The following is a 16,489-nucleotide window of genomic DNA, read 5'->3' on the forward strand; positions in this document are numbered from 1 at the left end:
GACCGAGGGGTGGAAAACTCGGGTATTTTCATCCCAGAAGGCTCCGAAACCCGCAGTTTTCCTTGCTTTTGCCCCGGAATCGTAAAAGGGTGATGCCGCTTCCGCTCATCGGATCACGTGATGAGCAATTCATTGTGAGGAAACGCTATGAACAAAAACGATCTGAGCGCGGCAGTTGCCGAGAAGGCCGATCTTACCAAGGCTCAGGCCGGTGCAGCTGTGGATGCCGTCTTCGACGCGATCACTGCAGCCCTCAAGGGCGGCGACGAAGTTCGTCTCGTTGGCTTCGGTACGTTTGCTGCCGCACAGCGCAAGGCCACCAAGGGCCGCAATCCGGCAACCGGCGCGGAAATCGACATTCCGGCTTCGGTTCAGCCCAAGTTCAAGGCCGGTAAAGGCCTCAAGGACGCGCTGAACTAAGCCATCGGGCATTAGCGCACCCTTCGGTTTGGCCTCGGCATTGTCCCGGGGCCTTTCCTTTTTTTGCGGTGATGAATGTCAAAGGCCGCCCGCGGTCTATTGACGGGGCAGGGCATTGCGCATAATCAAATCCCGCGCCGAACGGGTTTCCTGCATTCGGCTTTCTCAGCACGATGCACGTGCGGGGCGATTAGCTCAGTTGGTAGAGCGCCTCGTTTACACCGAGGATGTCGGCAGTTCGAGTCTGTCATCGCCCACCATTTCCCCTGGGAATTGTTGCGGCTACCTCTCCAGCGTCACGGCCGTCCCATACGCCAAAATCTCGGCGGCGCCCTGCGTGACCATTGAAGTGGTAAAGCGCATGGCGATGATGGCGTCGGCGCCCATCTGTCGCGCGTCGGCAACCATGCGGTCATAGGCCTGTTCTCGGGCCTCGGCCATGAGTTTGGTGTATTCTCCCACTTCGCCGCCCACCAGATTGCGCAGGCTCGCTATGATGTCCGTGCCCACATGACGGGCACGGATGGTGTTGCCGCGCGCGATACCGAGCGTATCGGAGATGGCGCGGCCGGGAATGGCTTCGGCGGTCGTTACGATCATGGCAGGAGCTCCGTTGGCGGCTATTTGTCGACGTTCTTGTCGTAGTAGTTGTCTTCGGCGTTGGTGACGCGCTGATAGATGACCACGGCCAGAAGGCCAAGGACGATCGCTATGGGGATGAGGCCCAGAAGGCCGAAAGGCACGGCTGCGATCAAGCCGGTCATCGTGACGATCAGCCAAAGCGCGCCGAAAGCAACGACGATGGCCAGTGCGAGCGTATCGAGGCGCATTTTTCCGCAGCCCTTTTCGATTTTCGGCGCATACTAACAGGGATTCGCGGAAGGCCCTATCGCTTTGTGGCCAGGAAAACAGTTTCTTTTCCAATGCCTTACGTCAAGATCGCAATTGCCACGGTGACGTACGCGTCCCAGTATACCGGCGCTGGTTGCGCTATTTTAAATTTCTTTCACAAACCGCGTTCGATGGCGCTTGACTTGGGGCAAGGCGACGGCTAAACGATGCCCACCTTGCCGGGGACGACGCGTTCCCGAGGCGCAAGGGGGTGTAGCTCAGTTGGTTAGAGCGCTGGCCTGTCACGCCAGAGGTCGCGGGTTCGAGTCCCGTCACTCCCGCCACCTTTTGGTTGGCGATGTTTTTCTTCATTCCCCACAATCTTTTCAGGAATCGATAGGTGCCGGGGCGCTATGTGTCCGGGCCAAGCGAAAAAAGGCACCTTGGGGTGCCCGTTTTCGTTCCGAGGACGCTATCTGGAGATTTGGAAGCGGTCTTAGCCGCCGCGCCGTGAACCTATTTTGCGCAAAGCCCAACGCACGGACCGCTTGATATCTGAGAACCCGTCCGCCAGATCGCCGCGCAAATCCTGATAAATACCTGAAAGCATGTCGCCGATGTCGCGCAGTGAATCACGCCATTGGGACTCAGCGAAGGCCGACTGCGCGCGCTTTCCCCGGCGGCGGGAAAAGAGCTGTATCTGATTGCCGGACATGCGTCCCTCCTTGTCGTCATCGAACAAGCGTTGCCAATATAATCATGGCATCTTTTAGAACAATGCTGAAATTAAACGCAAAGTTCCGCGTGTGATTCCCCAACTCTTTGCCATTTGGCACAGGGCCGCGCAAAGGTTGCATCGCAAATGGACGATTGTTCGGTTAGGGTTGCCTTGCCGGAATTGGCATGGCGAAAGACGGAGGTGCTGAGGTTGATGAGAATCCTGGCTAGAGCGTTGATCGCGGTATGCATAGGGTTTGCACTTGGGGTGCCAGCGCAAGCGCAACGGACGGACATAACCGTAGGGCTGGTGCTCGAACCCCCGCATCTAGACCCCACCGCAGGCGCAGCGGCGGCAATCGACGAGGTCGTCTATGCCAATGTTTTCGAGGGGCTGACGCGTTTTGCGCCGGATGGCGATATCGTGCCGGGACTGGCCGAAAGCTGGGATATTTCCGAGGACGGGGTGACTTATACCTTCCGCTTGCATGACGGCGTCCGTTTTCACGATGGGACGGCGATGACTGCGAAGGACGTTGTGTTCGCCATTGAACGCGCTCAGGCCGCGGATTCGGTTAACGCGCAAAAGGCGCTGTTCGCCGATATTGCCGAGGTTACCGCGTTGGATGATCTCACGGTGGAAATGACGCTTTCGAAACCCAACGGCAATTTCCTGTTCAACCTCGCCTGGGGTGATGCCGTGATCGTGGCGCCGGAAAGTGCGGACACCAATACGACCGAACCGGTAGGGACCGGACCGTTCCGATTCGTCGATTGGGTGCAGGGGGATCGCGTGATTCTGGAAAGGAATGACGACTATTGGGGCGATTCGGCGCATCTTGAGCGGGCAATTTTCCGGTTCATCTCAGATCCTTCCGCTGCGTTCGCGGCGATGATGGCTGAGGATGTCGACGTGTTCCCGAATTTCCCGGCCCCCGAAACGCTCCCGGTGCTCGATGCCGATCCTCGGTTTGAGGCTGTGGTGGGGACGACCGAAGGCGAGACCATTCTGGCGATGAATAACGCGCGGGCGCCTCTCGACGATGTGCGGGTGCGCGAGGCGATCGCGCGTGCGATCGACCGGCAGGCGATTATCGATGGCGCGATGTTCGGTTATGGCACGCCGATCGGGACACATTTTGCGCCGCATCACCCGGCTTATGTCGATCTGACGGCACTGTCGGCATACGACCCGGAGCGCTCGCGGGAGTTGCTCGCGGAGGCCGGTGTTTCGAACCTCAAGCTCTCACTGGCGTTGCCGCCTCCGACCTATGCACGAAGGGGCGGGGAGATCGTCGCAGCACAGCTGCGCGCCGTCGGGATCGAGACCGAAATTACCAATATGGAATGGGCGCAATGGCTTGAACAGGTCTTTGGGGCAGGGGATTTCGATCTCACTATAGTCTCGCATACGGAGCCCATGGATATCGGGATTTACGGCCGCGAAGACTACTATTTCGCTTATGGCGACCCGGGCTTCCAGGAGCTCATGGCGGAGCTCGACGTCACGACCGACCCGGACGCACGCATCGCGCTTCTGGGCGAAGCGCAACGCAAGATTGCCGAGGATTATGTCAACGTCTATTTGTTCCAACTCGCCTATACGGGAATCAAGAACGTCGATATCGAGGGGATGTGGGTCAACGCACCAACCCAGGCGACGGACCTGACGGCGGTCTATTGGGCGCAATGAGCCTGCAACGGGGCGGGCGCATGTAGAGGCTCCGGCATGATTGCCTTCCTGCTCCAGCGCGCGCTTTCATTTGGCATCAGCCTCGTTGTGGCGAGCGCCGCTATATTCGTTGTGCTTGAAGTCGTTCCCGGCGATCCGGCAGCGTTCATGCTGGGCCTCAATGCGGCGCCGGATACGGTCGCGGCGTTGCGCGAGCAACTCGGGCTCGATGCGCCGGTCTGGGCGCGGTATCTGAGCTGGATCGGGGGGCTTTTCACGGGCGATCTGGGGATCAGCTATACATACCGTGTGCCGGTAGCAGAGCTGATCGGAGCGCGGCTCGGGGTATCGGTTCCGCTTGCCGTTTATGCGCTGACGCTATCGACACTGATCGCCTTTCCGGTCGGCGTTCTGGCTGCCGCGAGGCGGGGCTCGCTGATTGATGCAGGGGTAATGGGCGGCACGCAATTGGGGATCGCGGTACCCAATTTCTGGTTCGCGATGCTGCTCGTTCTGGTGTTTTCGGTTACGCTGCGCTGGTTTTCCGCTGGCGGATTTCCCGGATGGGACGCGGGGGGCTTCACCGCTATGCGCGCGCTGACACTTCCGGCGGTTGCGTTGGCATTGCCACAGGCGGCGATCCTGGCGCGTGTTATGCGCTCTGCTCTGCTCGATACGCTTGACGAGGACTATATCCGGACGGCCCGTGCGAAGGGATTGACCCGGGGCCAGACGCTCTGGCGCCACGCGGTACGCAACGCGCTCATTCCGGTCCTGACTATTCTGGGGCTGCAGTTCTCTTTTCTGCTGGCCGGGGCGATTATTATCGAGAACGTTTTTTTTCTGCCTGGGCTGGGACGGCTGGTTTTCCAAGCGATCAGCGCGCGGGATCTCATCGTCGTGCGCTCGGTGGTGATGTTGCTCGTCGTTGCAGTCATTGGGGTGAATTTCCTCGTAGAGATCGCCTATGGTCTCGTCGATCCACGGTTGAGGCGCCGGGCATGAGAGCATTTTCTGCCCAATCCCGGAGGTTTTGGCGTTCCGCATTACGGTCACCGGCGATCGTCGTTGGGACAGCCTTGAGTCTTGCCATAGTTGTCCTAGCGGCAGTTTCATTGATCTGGACACCCTATCCGGTCGACAGTGTATCGATCGGCGCCAGGCTCGCGCCTCCTTCATGGGGGCATTGGCTGGGCACCGATCATTTCGGTCGTGACATCGTCTCAATGATCATGGTGGGCGCACGGACTTCGATTGCCGTCGCCCTTGTTGCGGTCGGGGTCGGTGTGGCGCTTGGCGTGCCGCTTGGGCTGGCCGCTGCCGCGCTTCGCGGATCGGCGGTCGATGAGATCATCATGCGGGGCAATGATCTGGTCTTCGCATTTCCGGCGCTGGTCATTGCCATCCTGATTACAGCCGTATTCGGGCCGGGCGCGATCAATGCCATCATCGCTATCGGAGTGTTCAATATTCCCGTCTTCGCACGTTTGGCGCGGGGGGCAGCATTGAGCCTCTGGATGCGCGAATTCGTGATGGCTGCGCGGCTTTCGGGCAAAGGACGGGTGTCGATATCGCTCGAACACATCCTGCCCAATATCGCCAATACACTTATGGTGCAGGCGACCATCCAGTTTTCGCTCGGTATTCTTGCCGATGCCGGGCTTTCGTATGTGGGGCTGGGGGCGCAGCCTCCTGTGCCGAGTTGGGGCCGGATGCTTGCGGAAGCTCAGACGATGATCGCCTTGGCGCCGCACGTGGCTATCGTGCCTGGACTAGCGATCGTGCTGACGGTCCTGGGGCTCAATCTCTTGGGGGACGGGCTGAGGGATTTGTTCGATCCGCGGCTGCGCGGCGTGCGCCGATGAGTCTGCTGCGCGTAGAAGGGCTTGAGCTCTCGATCGGCAAGACGCCGATCCTCGAAAATATTGCCTTGTCGCTGGATGCAGGAAAGATTCTCGGCGTTGTTGGAGAGTCCGGTTCGGGCAAATCGCTCACGGCGCTGTCTATCATCGGGCTGTTGCCAGACGGCGCGAGGCTTTCAGGGCGTATCGCAATTGACGGGCGGGAGATGGTCGGCGCATCCGAAGCGGTGCTCACGGACTTGCGCGGCGACACGGTTGGGATGATCTTCCAGGAGCCGATGACCGCGCTGAATCCGCTGATGACAATCGGCGATCAGGTGGCGGAAACCATAGTCGTCCACGGACGTGCAAAGTGGAGGCGGGCCCGCGAAATGGCAGCGGAGGTGCTTGCGCGCGTTGGGTTGCCTGAGAACAGCGTGTCGCAGGGCCGGTATCCGCACGAACTTTCCGGCGGACAGCGTCAGCGTGTCGGAATCGCCATGGCCATTGCGCTCAAGCCACGGCTTCTCATCGCAGACGAGCCAACTACGGCGCTCGATGTAACGACGCAGGCACAAATCCTCAAGCTTCTGCGTGATCTGGTGCGCGAGGATGGTATGGGCTTGATTCTCATTACCCATGATCTCGCGGTCGTTGCGCAAATGGCCGACGCCATCGCCGTTATGCACGACGGGAGGATCGTCGAGCAGGGTGAGGCGGGCGCGGTTCTGAGTACACTCAAGCATCCCTATTCTCGCGCGCTTTTCGAAGCCTCGACGCACACGCCTGTCCGGCGTGCGCATGAGCGCGGAGCAACACTTCTGTCCGTGTCCGGCGTGGTGCGTGAGTATACGTTGCCACGGCGGGCGTTTTGGGAGGCAAGGCGTGTCTTCAGGGCCGTGGACGGTGTCAGTCTGGAGATCGCCCGGGGCGAGAATGTCGGGCTGGTTGGCGAGAGCGGATCCGGGAAATCGACGCTTGCGCGAGCGATTGTCGGGCTTGAAACGGTGCAGGGCGGCTCGATTGCGCTTGCGGAACGACCGGTTTCCGGTCCACACGACACCGCGTTTGTTACGCGGCGAGACATGCAGATGGTGTTCCAGGACCCGTACGGATCCTTCAATCCACGGCACAGGGTCGACAGGCTTGTTGCGGAACCTCTGCATTTGATGGGACGTGATGCGCCGAAGGGGGAAGGGCGCAAGCGCGCGGTTTCCGACGCCCTCGAACAGGTAGGGCTGCAAGCGCGGGACGCGGACAAATTCATTCACGAGTTCTCGGGGGGGCAGCGGCAGCGTATCGCTCTGGCGCGGGCATTGATCACTGCGCCAGCTCTGGTAGTGCTCGATGAGGCCGTTTCGGCGCTGGATGTTTCGATCCGCGCGCAAATCCTTGATCTTCTCGCCGAGCTGTCCGAGCGCCTGGGGCTTTCGTATCTGTTTATTTCCCATGATCTCCATGTCGTGCGCGCAATCACGGATCGTGTTCTGGTCATGCGTGCGGGCCAGATTGTCGAGGCCGGAGAGACCGAGGCCGTTTTCGCCGCGCCGCAACACACCTATACGCGCGCGCTTGTCGCCGCGGCACCGACGTTGAATCGCTGAATGACGCACCGGTGCACTGCTCCCTTGCACAAGGGGGCGGGCGAGGGTAAGACCCAAACAGGTCGGGCCTCATTTCGATGAAAAGGTGACAGTAAATGATGGATTTCGCGCACGCACGCCGGACGATGGTGGACAATCAGCTGCGGACGAGCGGGATCACCAATTGGCACATTCTCGATGTGATGAACCGTGTTCCGCGTGAGAGGTTCGTTTCCGAGGCGCGCAGTGCACTTGCCTATAGCGACGAGGAAATAGCGCTTTCGGAGACCCGGACGATGCCAGCACCGGCAACGTTCGGAAAGCTTGTCCAACTTGCCGAAGTGGGCCCCGACGATGTCGTCCTCGATATCGCGTGCGGTACGGGGTACTCCACCGCAGTCCTTGCGGGGCTCGCGAATGCGGTTGTTGCTCTCGATGACGAAGAGGCACTGGTCGTCCAGGCCAACGATATTCTGGCCGATCTCGATATCGGCAATGCGGCAGCGGTATGCGGGCCTCTGGAGGCTGGCGTCGCCAAAGAAGCGCCGTTTGATGTTATTCTCATCGAGGGTGCCGTCGATGAGGTGCCAGAAACCCTGTTCTCGCAATTGCGGGACGGCGGGCGGCTGGTTGCGGTAATCGGCTCAGGCAACGCTGCTGTTACACACCTCTATGTCAAATCTGGCAAGAGCGTGGTTTCGCGCGCGGCCTTCAATGCGAGTCTACCGGTGCTCGCCGCTTTCAAACGCGCACCGTCTTTCGCGTTCTAGCCCGGGCTTCCCACCAGCCAGTCGATCGCCTTTATGGCGTAAACAGGGCATTTTTGCGTTTCAAAACCGTTTAGTCGAGTCAGTAAGCGACAGGAGTGTTGCCAAGTCGTCACGCCTCGCGACTTGAGGTATTAAAAATTGCCTAAGAGCGATCTTGAGCGTTGAAAGCGGCCCAGCGGCACCTTACGTTAGCGGCGCGCTGGAGGCGGTTGTTATGTCTATTTCTCGTGTTTTTCGTGTGGGCGCAGTCGCGCTTCTGGTTTCCGCTACATCCTTGGCTGTAAAAGCGGAATCACTGTCGGAGGCGCTTGCCTATGCTTATTCCAATAATCCCCAAATCGCGTCCGCGTTCCTTTCGGTTCGTTCGGCGCGGCAGTCTATACGGTCGGCTGAAGGTTCACTGCTTCCGACCATTGGTGCGTCGGGCAGCTATCAAGCGAGTTGGACCGATACGCCGCAAATTCCCGGGCAGAATTTCAACGACTCGGTTTCTCTGGGCCTGAGTTACAATCAGACGCTCTTCGATAATGGCGCCAGCCAACTGGGTATCGAGGTCGCCAAGGCCAATTACGAGGCTGCAACGCATGCGGCTTCGAACACTGAGCAGAACGTGCTGCTCAACGTGGTCATGGCCTATTACAACGTCATTTCCAATCGGCGGATTGTCGGTATCCGGCAGGAAAATCTATCATTCGTTAGGGCCCAACTCCAGGCAGCAAGGGATCGGTTGGAACTCGGCGAGGGCACAAGGCTCGACGTTGCTCAGGCCGAAAGTGCCTTGGCCCAGGCGAGCGCAAACTATCAGGCGGCGGTCAATAATCTGCGGACCAGCGAAGCGACATATGAGCGCTATGTCGGTCGTGCTCCGAGCAACCTTTCGGGAGGAATGGGGGTATCGCATCTTCTACCGTCATCCATGGATGCGGCACTTGCGGTTGCAACAAGCGAGCATCCCGGTCTTCTTGCTTCCCAAGCGCAAATCCGGTCGGCACAGCTCGAGGCGGAACAGACGCGGGCGGGCTTCGGGCCGAATGTATCGGTGCAGGGGCAGGCGGGGGTTAGCGGGTTCACCTCCGGTTCGGCGGCGAGTTCGGCCAGCGTCACGCTTAGCCTTACTATTCCGATTTATACCCCGACACGTGACCCCTCGATCCAGCTTGCGAACATCGGGCGTATGCAGAGCGAGCTCGATGCATTCGTAACCCGTGATCAGATTGTCGAGGCGGTGCGGCAGGCCTGGGCTGGCATGCAGACAGCGGGCGCGCAGATCGAATCGGCGACCGCCGCCGTGGCCGCGAGCCGTTTGGCGGTACAGGCTGTTGTCGATCAGAGCGAAGTCGGGCAGGCGACGACGCTGGATGTTCTTGATGCGCAAAGCGGTCTTCTGACGGCTGAGGAAACCCTGGTTTCTGCACAGGCGCAGCGCAATATCGCGACGTTCTCTCTGGTTTCGGCGATGGGCAAACTGACCGCGGCTGACCTGGGTCTCGCCGTGCAACCGCGTAATGCCGAAGGCACGCCGGTTGCGGAAAGTCAGGCCCCGGAGGATAGCTGGGCCGGCCTGCGGTAACCCGCATTTCGTAAAAACTGACAGTTTTTCGTGGAAGAACGCCGCTTGCACTGCAAAGCGGCGTTTTTTGCGCGCTGGTGCTACGTTAATGTATTGTAAAGCGAATCAATGGCGAGCACCTCGCCTTTGGGCGCTTCAGTTATAGAGTACCGGTCCAGCGCTAGGCGGGCCATATTCCGAGCGGGGCAATGATGAATCAGCCGGCATCCAAAGAACCGACAATGGATGAAATCCTGTCGTCCATACGGCAGATCATCGCCGATGATGACGAAGCCGCAGCGAAGGCACCTGCCGCAAGTGCGGCACCGGCCAAGCCGGTTGCAGTCAATCCCACGCCGAAAGCGGAACCGGAAGAGGTGGAGCCGATACCGGAAACCAAGGCGGAAGAACCCCTGATCGACCCCTTCAGCGACGATGATGACGACGCGGCGGTTACGCCCTTGGAGCTTTCGCCGGAGCAGATCGTGTCTGGCGAGGCGGATTCGGATGCGACCGACGAGAGTGCCGAGGATGCGCTTGAAGCGGAAATGCCATCCGCCGAAAGTCTCGAGGCGGCGGCGGGGTTGGTCGTGCCGGACGATATCGCCTTTGAACAGGATGCGGATCTCGAGCCCGAGCCCAAGGCACAATCACGCGTTTCCGAAGGCGCGCCAATGCCCGATGAAAGCTTGAGCAGTGATCTTGCGGATGAACTGCTTGAACCGGCAACGCAGGCAGCGGTCCGCAGCGCATTTTCGAAGCTCAACACTCCGAAATTGACGCCTGACATGGCGCTTGGGGCGAGCGGATTGACGATCGAGGCGATGATCCGCGAGATGCTTCGACCGATGCTCAAGGAATGGCTCGACGAGAATTTGCCGTCTATGGTCGAGAGGATCGTTGCGCAGGAAATCGAGCGGGTTTCGCGCGGCGGGAATTGATTTCGCGATAGACCGGCCCGTTGCGGTTGACTCTTGCGCGCGGCTTGGCTTTACAACGTAAATCGTACATTTCGCCCGTCCCAGAATTTGGGGCGGGCTGTTCTTGTGACAGGTATTTCATTCATGATCGAGAAGACCTACGAGCCGGCGACGGTTGAAGGGCGCATTTACGAGGAATGGGAGGCTGCGGGGGCCTTTGCCGCGGGCGCAGGAGCAAAGCTGGGCGCCGAGAGCTTCACGATCGTCATCCCGCCGCCGAACGTCACGGGATCGCTTCATATCGGGCACGCGCTTAACAACACGATCCAAGATGTGCTGGTGCGCTTCGAGCGCATGCGTGGCAAGGACGTGCTCTGGCAGCCGGGTATGGACCACGCGGGCATCGCCACGCAGATGATCGTCGAGCGGCGCTTGATGGAAGCCCAGCAGCCATCGCGGCGTGAACTCGGGCGCGAAAAGTTTCTCGAAAAGGTCTGGGAATGGAAGGCCGAGAGTGGCGGGAACATTCTCAACCAATTGAAGCGCCTCGGGGCGTCATGCGATTGGTCGCGCGAGCGGTTCACCATGGACGAGGGGCTCTCGAAAGCCGTTCTAAAGGTCTTCGTCCAGCTCCATAAGGAAGGGCTTATCTATCGCGACAAGCGGCTGGTGAACTGGCATCCGGGGCTGCAGACGGCGATTTCGGACCTCGAGGTCGAGAACATCGACGTCAAGGGACATATGTGGCACCTGCGCTACCCTCTGGCGGATGGCGTGACGTTCGAATTCCCGGTCGAATTCGATGAGGACGGCAAGCCGACGGCTTATGAAACGCGCGACTATGTCGTTGTCGCCACGACTCGGCCCGAGACGATGCTGGGCGACGTGGCCGTGGCTGTCCACCCCGAGGATGAGCGCTACGCGCCGCTTGTGGGCAAGTTCGTCGACCTGCCAATCGTGGGACGCCGTATTCCTATCGTTGCGGACGAATATTCCGACCCCGAGAAGGGTACGGGCGCTGTCAAGATCACGCCTGCGCACGATTTCAACGACTTCGAGGTCGGCAAGCGGCAGGGGCTCGAGCCGATCAATATTTTTACTCCCGAGGCGACGATCAACGAAAACGCACCGGCGGACTATCAGGGTCTCGACCGCTTCGAGGCGCGCAAGAAGGTGGTCGAACATTTCGAGACTGCCGGATTGCTGGTCGAGATCGAAAGCAAGGTGATCTCGGTGCCGCACGACGAGAAGTCCAAGCAGGTCGTGATCGAGCCCTATCTGACCGATCAGTGGTTCGTGAATGCGGGCGAACTGGCCAAGCCGGCTCTGGCTTCGGTCAGGGAAGGGCGCACCGGGTTTGTACCGAAGAATTGGGAGAATACGTACTTCTCCTGGCTGGAGAACATTCAGCCCTGGTGCGTGTCACGGCAGCTTTGGTGGGGGCATCAGATTCCGGCGTGGTATGGGCCTGACGGGCATTTCTTCGTTGAAACCAGCGAAGAAGAGGCTCGCGCCGCAGCGAAGGTTCACTACGGTGAGGAGGTCGAGCTGACGCGCGATCCGGATGTGCTCGACACGTGGTTTTCGTCTGCGCTCTGGCCGTTCTCGACGCTGGGATGGCCCGATCAGACGCCCGAACTCGAACGTTATTACCCGACCAGTGTCCTGGTGACTGGGTTCGACATCATCTTCTTCTGGGTCGCCCGCATGATGATGTTCGGTATGCATTTCATGAAAACCGAGCCATTCTCGACGGTTTATGTGCACGCGCTCGTACGCGACGAGCACGGCCAGAAGATGAGCAAGACCAAGGGCAACGTCATCGATCCGCTCGAATTGATCGAGACTTACGGTGCCGATGCGACGCGCTTTACGCTTGCGGCAATGGCGGCGCAGGGGCGCGACATCAAGTTGGCGATCAGCCGGGTTGAGGGGTACCGTAATTTTGTCACCAAGCTTTGGAACGCCGCCCGTTTCCTTGAGATGAATGCGTGCGTTCGGGTCGAAGGGTTCGACCCGAGGACCGTCAAAACGTCGCTCAACCGGTGGATCGTGGGGGCCACGGCAAATGCTGTCGCCGACGTGACGCGGTCCATCGAGGATTATAAGTTCAACGAGGCAGCCAATTACGCCTACGATTTCGTTTGGGGTACGTTCTGCGACTGGTTCGTGGAACTGGCTAAGCCTGTCTTTTCGGGCGAGGATGACGACGCAAAGGCGGAAACTCGCGCGACGGCGGCTTGGACGCTCGATCAGATCCTCAAGATGTTGCATCCGTTCATGCCGTTCGTGACCGAGGAACTCTGGGCCGAAACCGGCAAAACTGGCCCAGCCCGGAATGGGCATCTGATGCTTTCCGAATGGCCTCAGCTCGATGGACTGACTTTCCCCGAGGCGAGCGCGGAGTTGGAGTGGCTTCTGGAGGTCATTTCCGCAATCCGTTCGGTGCGTACCGAAATGAATGTGCCGGCCGGTGCCAAGGTGCCGCTGGTCGTGGTTGGCGGTAACGCGACAACGGCGGAGCGCATCGGTGTTCACGAGTCGGCCATCGCGCGGCTGGCGCGTGTCGCAGGGATTTCGCGTGCCGACACACCGCCCGAGAGTTCGGCGCTGTTCGTTGTCGGGGAAGCGACATGGGCGCTTCCGCTTGCGGATCTGATCGACATCGACGCGGAAAAGAACCGGTTGGCCAAAGACATCAAGAAGCTTGCCGGCGAAATAACCGGGCTTGAGAAGAAGCTCGGTAATGAGCAGTTCCTCGCCAAGGCGCCCGAGGAGGTCGTCGAGGAGCAGCGCAGCCGACTGGCGGATGCTGCGGCGCGTCGTGAGAAGCTCGAAAGCGCGCTTGAGCGGTTGAATTGATGTGTCGCTATACACGCAGCGGATAACACCGTTGAGCTCAAACTATTTGTGGCAAATTTACTACAGTTGCCGATGACTCGTGCCGGGCAAGGTGCGAGTCACCTTTCGGTAACCTGCGCTGCCACAATCTGACCCTAAACGGGCCGGACAACGTCGGCTGAGCGGGGTGTGCTGTCTTGCGGGTATGGCTGCAAGGACTGGCTTCCCGTGTACTAAACGTTTGCTCAAGCCCCGGTGGCAAGGGGCGAATGGCGGGGAGAAACGGTTGACTGCGGTGACGGCGAACGCGAACTTTGAACCCGTTCAATTGCGGCAAGGCAAGCCCAATACCGCCGCACGCGGGCCTGTAGTTCGCTTTAATCCCGACACAAAAGCCGATTATTCTGTTTTGAAAGCATGGCACGCGCAGCATGCGGCCAGCAAAATAGTCCGGGCGGCCAAATGGCGGATTTTTATCGCGGAATTAGCCCGGCGAATGAACAAAAACAAAATCGACAGGTGGGCGGCAGGCATCGAACTTGCCGACCGGAAAAAGACGGTTGAGTACCTTGGTAAATTGGGCGACGCGCGCAGGCGTGTATCGCTTATGCCGGGGATGAGAAGGTGTGTGATGCCAATAATAAGAAGTGTTGCGATTGCGGTTGCGGCATTTTCGGGAACCTGGATAGCCAGCGTTGGCACGCCGGTTTATGCGCAGAGCGCAGCCGATGCAGCCCATGAGCTGGCCATGATGCTCGACAGCGCGACAATGGATTTGAGCGGGGACAATCTCGTTTCCGCGCTTGAGAATGCCGCTGCGGCCGGCCAGCCGATTGCGCTTTGGCAGTTGGGCTTAATGTATGAGTCCGGCGTCGGCGTGGAAAAGGACCAGGCTAGGGCATTCCAGTATTTTTCCCAGATCGCCAACGAAAACGCAGATGCGCCGCCGCGGTCGCTCGATGCGGATATCGTAGCGCAGTCCTTCGTGAAGATGGGTGAATATTATCTCAATGGCGTGCCCGATGCGGGCATTGCTGCCGACCAACGTCACGCGCAGAACCTGATTTTGCATGCCGCATCCTATTTCGGAGATGCGGACGCACAGTATCGCGCGGGCCTGCTATATCTCGACCCGGATCAACTCGGGGTCAATCCGCTTCAAGGCGCACGCTGGCTGTCGCTTGCCGCGCGCAAGGGGCATCCGGGCGCGCAAGCGCGTCTGGGAGATCTGCTCTTTCGAGGCGACGGGATCGAACGGCAGCCGGTCGAGGGGCTGATGTGGCTCATTCTGGCGCAGCACAACGCCGCCGGCACAGGCGATGAAGGCTGGATCTCTGACATGACGGAAGCTGCTAAAGCCAACGTGTCCGAACAGAACCTGACCGCCGCACAAGGTGCGGCCGACATGCTCGGTTCTCAGTTCGCCGGATACTGATGGTCTGTTCAGGCGGCGGCGCTAACCGCCGTCATGGCGAAATCGCCCTCGACCGGAACGTGGTCGGATGGTTTGTCCCAGCCGCGAACGTCCTTGTGGATTTTGACCGCTTTCAGCCGGTCCGCGGCCTGGGCCGAAAGCATCAAATGGTCGATGCGGATGCCATTGTTGCGCCTCCATGCACCGCCCTGGAAATCCCAGAACGTATAGGCGGCATCGTCAGTCGTTGCGCGCAGCGCGTCCGTCAGGCCGAGATTTGAAAGTGCGCGAAATTTTTCGAGACTTTCAGGCCTGAACAGCGCATCGCCCCACCACACCTTGGGGTCGTGGCAATCGTGCCTGGTGGGGATAAGGTTAAAATCGCCCATCAGCACGAAAGGTTCTTCGAAGGCCAGCCGGGTTTGCGTGAATGCATGCAGACGCTCCATCCAGGCGAGCTTATATGGAAATTTTTCGCTTTCGACGGGATTGCCGTTTGGCAGGTAGATATTGCACACGCGCACGACGCCGCCCTCAGTCGAGAAGACACCCTCGATCAAGCGGGCCTGTTCGTCACCATCGTCTCCAGGCAGACCGCGATGGACCTCGTCGAATGGAATGCGGGAAAGCAGCGCAACGCCGTTGAAGCTTTTCTGGCCATGGGTTTCGACGTTGTAGCCGCGCGATTCGAATTCGGCGCGGGGAAAGTTCTCATCGATACACTTGATTTCCTGCAACCCGACGATGTCGGGTTTGACTTCGTCGAGCCAGGTTAAGACGGCATGAAGCCGTGCGTTGATGCCGTTGATGTTCCACGTCGCGATACGCATCGAGTGTCCTGCCTTTAGGTGTCGGTAAGTGCGAGGCGCAGGCCCAGAAAGCCGAAGATTCCAGCGAATCCGCGCTTAAGCCACGATACGACCCGGGGGCGGGCGATGACATAGTCCCGCGCCAGTGCCGCACAGGCACCATAGCCTATGAATCCCACAAAGGTGATCGCCATGAAGACGAGCGCATGGCCAAGCATCAGCGCAGTCGCGTTGGCGCTCTCGATCGAAACAAATTGGGGCAGGAAGGCCAAGAAAAACAGCGAGAGTTTCGGATTGAGGATGTTGAGCAGCATGCCGCTGACTGCAACGCGACCGAGGCTAACGGGCTCGCGCTCTGCGTTGACGGTGAGCGCGCTTTTGTCCCGCAAAATGCTCCAGGCCATGTAGAGTAGATAGACCGCACCGGCATATTTGATGAGCGTGAAGGCCACGGCGCTCGTATGGAAGATCGCCGCTAGCCCGACAATGCTCGCGAGTGCCGCAGGCACAATACCCATCGTACAGCCGAACGCTGCGGCGATACTGGCCCGGAAGCCACGGCCGAGGCCGATTGCGAGCGTATAGATGACACCAGTCCCCGGAAGCAGGACCACGACGAGGGATGTCAGCAGGAATTCGATACTCATGAAGTCCTCCTTGTCTCAAGGAGGAACCGTAACGCAGCCTCACATCCTTCGGCCAGTGCTATTTCAGGGTTTGCAGAGCAAAGACAGATAAATGGGTTTGAATGCTAGACTGAGAAGCTGGTGCCGCAGCCGCAGGACGCTACGGCGTTCGGGTTCTTGATCTGGAACGACTGGCCGATGAGGTCATCGACGAAATCGATCTCGGCGCCGCCCATGAATTCGAGGCTAAGCGAATCGATATAAACCGTGGCATCGTCCCGGGTCAGTACAAGATCGTCTTCGTTCGGCGCGTCCTTGACCAGATCGTATTCGTACTGAAAGCCCGAACAGCCCCCGCCCGATACGGAAATGCGCAACGCAGTCCCTGCCTCCTCTTTGGAAAGAATGCGGCGGATGCGTTTCGCAGCACGTTCTGTTAGAACGACTTCATGAGAAGGGAGTTGGACGTCGGACATTGCTTTGGTAACCCGGTTGC

16 protein-coding genes and 2 tRNA genes are annotated in these 16,489 nt (G+C 59.4%); 12 read left to right on the forward strand and 6 right to left on the reverse strand.

The features are described 5' to 3' along the window. Positions 1–147: 147 nt before the first annotated feature. Together LG281_RS02015 and LG281_RS02020 are read left to right on the forward strand one after the other, a co-directional pair. Positions 148–420: an HU family DNA-binding protein gene (locus tag LG281_RS02015; RefSeq protein WP_231805397.1), complete on the forward strand. Its 273-nt coding sequence runs from the start codon at positions 148–150 to the stop codon at positions 418–420. 184 nt (positions 421–604) lie between these two features. Next, positions 605–680: transfer RNA gene (locus LG281_RS02020), tRNA-Val, on the forward strand. Between the two features lie 22 nt (positions 681–702). On the opposite strand, the gene LG281_RS02025 is transcribed toward LG281_RS02020, so the two are convergent. Together LG281_RS02025 and LG281_RS02030 are read right to left on the reverse strand one after the other, a co-directional pair. Then, complete coding sequence (locus LG281_RS02025) at positions 703–1,020, reverse strand: YbjQ family protein (protein ID WP_404403862.1); 318 nt, start codon at positions 1,018–1,020, stop codon at positions 703–705. Positions 1,021–1,040: 20 nt separating this feature from the next. Beyond that, positions 1,041–1,250, reverse strand: coding sequence for a hypothetical protein (locus LG281_RS02030; RefSeq protein ID WP_404403864.1), 210 nt, complete (start codon positions 1,248–1,250; stop codon positions 1,041–1,043). 268 nt (positions 1,251–1,518) lie between these two features. On the opposite strand from LG281_RS02030, the gene LG281_RS02035 reads away from it, so the two are divergent. Continuing rightward, a tRNA-Asp gene (locus tag LG281_RS02035) sits at positions 1,519–1,595 on the forward strand. Positions 1,596–1,747: 152 nt separating this feature from the next. Here the strand turns inward: LG281_RS02035 and LG281_RS02040 are convergent. Further along, positions 1,748–1,966, reverse strand: a complete 219-nt coding sequence (locus tag LG281_RS02040; protein ID WP_404403866.1) for a hypothetical protein — start codon at positions 1,964–1,966, stop codon at positions 1,748–1,750. Between the two features lie 216 nt (positions 1,967–2,182). Here LG281_RS02040 and LG281_RS02045 point away from each other — a divergent pair, with 216 nt between their 5' ends. The 9 genes from LG281_RS02045 to LG281_RS02085 all read left to right on the forward strand — a co-directional run bounded on the left by LG281_RS02045 (position 2,183) and on the right by LG281_RS02085 (position 14,579). After that, entirely contained in the window at positions 2,183–3,661 is a 1,479-nt protein-coding gene (locus tag LG281_RS02045; RefSeq protein WP_404403868.1) for an ABC transporter substrate-binding protein, read from the forward strand. Between the two features lie 36 nt (positions 3,662–3,697). Next, positions 3,698–4,645 (forward strand): ABC transporter permease, encoded by a 948-nt coding sequence (locus LG281_RS02050; RefSeq protein WP_404403870.1) that lies wholly within the window; start codon positions 3,698–3,700, stop codon positions 4,643–4,645. After that, positions 4,642–5,505: an ABC transporter permease gene (locus LG281_RS02055; RefSeq protein ID WP_404403872.1), complete on the forward strand. Its 864-nt coding sequence runs from the start codon at positions 4,642–4,644 to the stop codon at positions 5,503–5,505. The genes LG281_RS02050 and LG281_RS02055 overlap by 4 nt, the downstream gene beginning before the upstream one ends. After that, complete coding sequence (locus LG281_RS02060; RefSeq protein WP_404403874.1) at positions 5,502–7,085, forward strand: ABC transporter ATP-binding protein; 1,584 nt, start codon at positions 5,502–5,504, stop codon at positions 7,083–7,085. Before LG281_RS02055 ends, LG281_RS02060 begins: the two co-directional genes overlap by 4 nt. 95 nt (positions 7,086–7,180) lie before the next feature. After that, the gene (locus LG281_RS02065; RefSeq protein WP_404403876.1) at positions 7,181–7,834 is read left to right on the forward strand and encodes a protein-L-isoaspartate O-methyltransferase; all 654 of its coding nucleotides are present in this window, start codon (positions 7,181–7,183) and stop codon (positions 7,832–7,834) included. A gap of 214 nt (positions 7,835–8,048) precedes the next feature. Continuing rightward, positions 8,049–9,404: a TolC family outer membrane protein gene (locus LG281_RS02070; RefSeq protein ID WP_404403878.1), complete on the forward strand. Its 1,356-nt coding sequence runs from the start codon at positions 8,049–8,051 to the stop codon at positions 9,402–9,404. A gap of 221 nt (positions 9,405–9,625) precedes the next feature. After that, positions 9,626–10,324: a DUF2497 domain-containing protein gene (locus LG281_RS02075; protein WP_404403880.1), complete on the forward strand. Its 699-nt coding sequence runs from the start codon at positions 9,626–9,628 to the stop codon at positions 10,322–10,324. A gap of 123 nt (positions 10,325–10,447) precedes the next feature. After that, positions 10,448–13,165, forward strand: a complete 2,718-nt coding sequence (locus tag LG281_RS02080) for a valine--tRNA ligase (protein ID WP_404403882.1) — start codon at positions 10,448–10,450, stop codon at positions 13,163–13,165. A 274-nt stretch (positions 13,166–13,439) separates the two neighbouring features. Then, a complete protein-coding gene (locus LG281_RS02085; RefSeq protein WP_404406589.1) occupies positions 13,440–14,579 on the forward strand; it encodes a tetratricopeptide repeat protein in 1,140 nt (379 codons plus the stop codon). A gap of 8 nt (positions 14,580–14,587) precedes the next feature. On the opposite strand, the gene xth is transcribed toward LG281_RS02085, so the two are convergent. From xth to erpA, 3 genes are all read right to left on the reverse strand, one after another. Next, positions 14,588–15,388 (reverse strand): exodeoxyribonuclease III, encoded by an 801-nt coding sequence (gene xth, locus LG281_RS02090; RefSeq protein ID WP_404403884.1) that lies wholly within the window; start codon positions 15,386–15,388, stop codon positions 14,588–14,590. Positions 15,389–15,402: 14 nt separating this feature from the next. Continuing rightward, positions 15,403–16,014 (reverse strand): LysE family translocator, encoded by a 612-nt coding sequence (locus LG281_RS02095; protein WP_404403886.1) that lies wholly within the window; start codon positions 16,012–16,014, stop codon positions 15,403–15,405. Positions 16,015–16,118: 104 nt separating this feature from the next. After that, positions 16,119–16,469 carry an iron-sulfur cluster insertion protein ErpA gene (gene erpA / locus LG281_RS02100; protein ID WP_404403888.1) on the reverse strand — a complete coding sequence of 117 codons (351 nt, stop codon included), beginning with the start codon at positions 16,467–16,469 and terminating at the stop codon, positions 16,119–16,121. Between the last annotated feature and the right edge of the window lie 20 nt (positions 16,470–16,489).

This window comes from Pelagibacterium halotolerans (assembly GCF_044811015.1).
Classification (GTDB): Bacteria; Pseudomonadota; Alphaproteobacteria; order Rhizobiales; family Devosiaceae; genus Pelagibacterium; species Pelagibacterium halotolerans_A.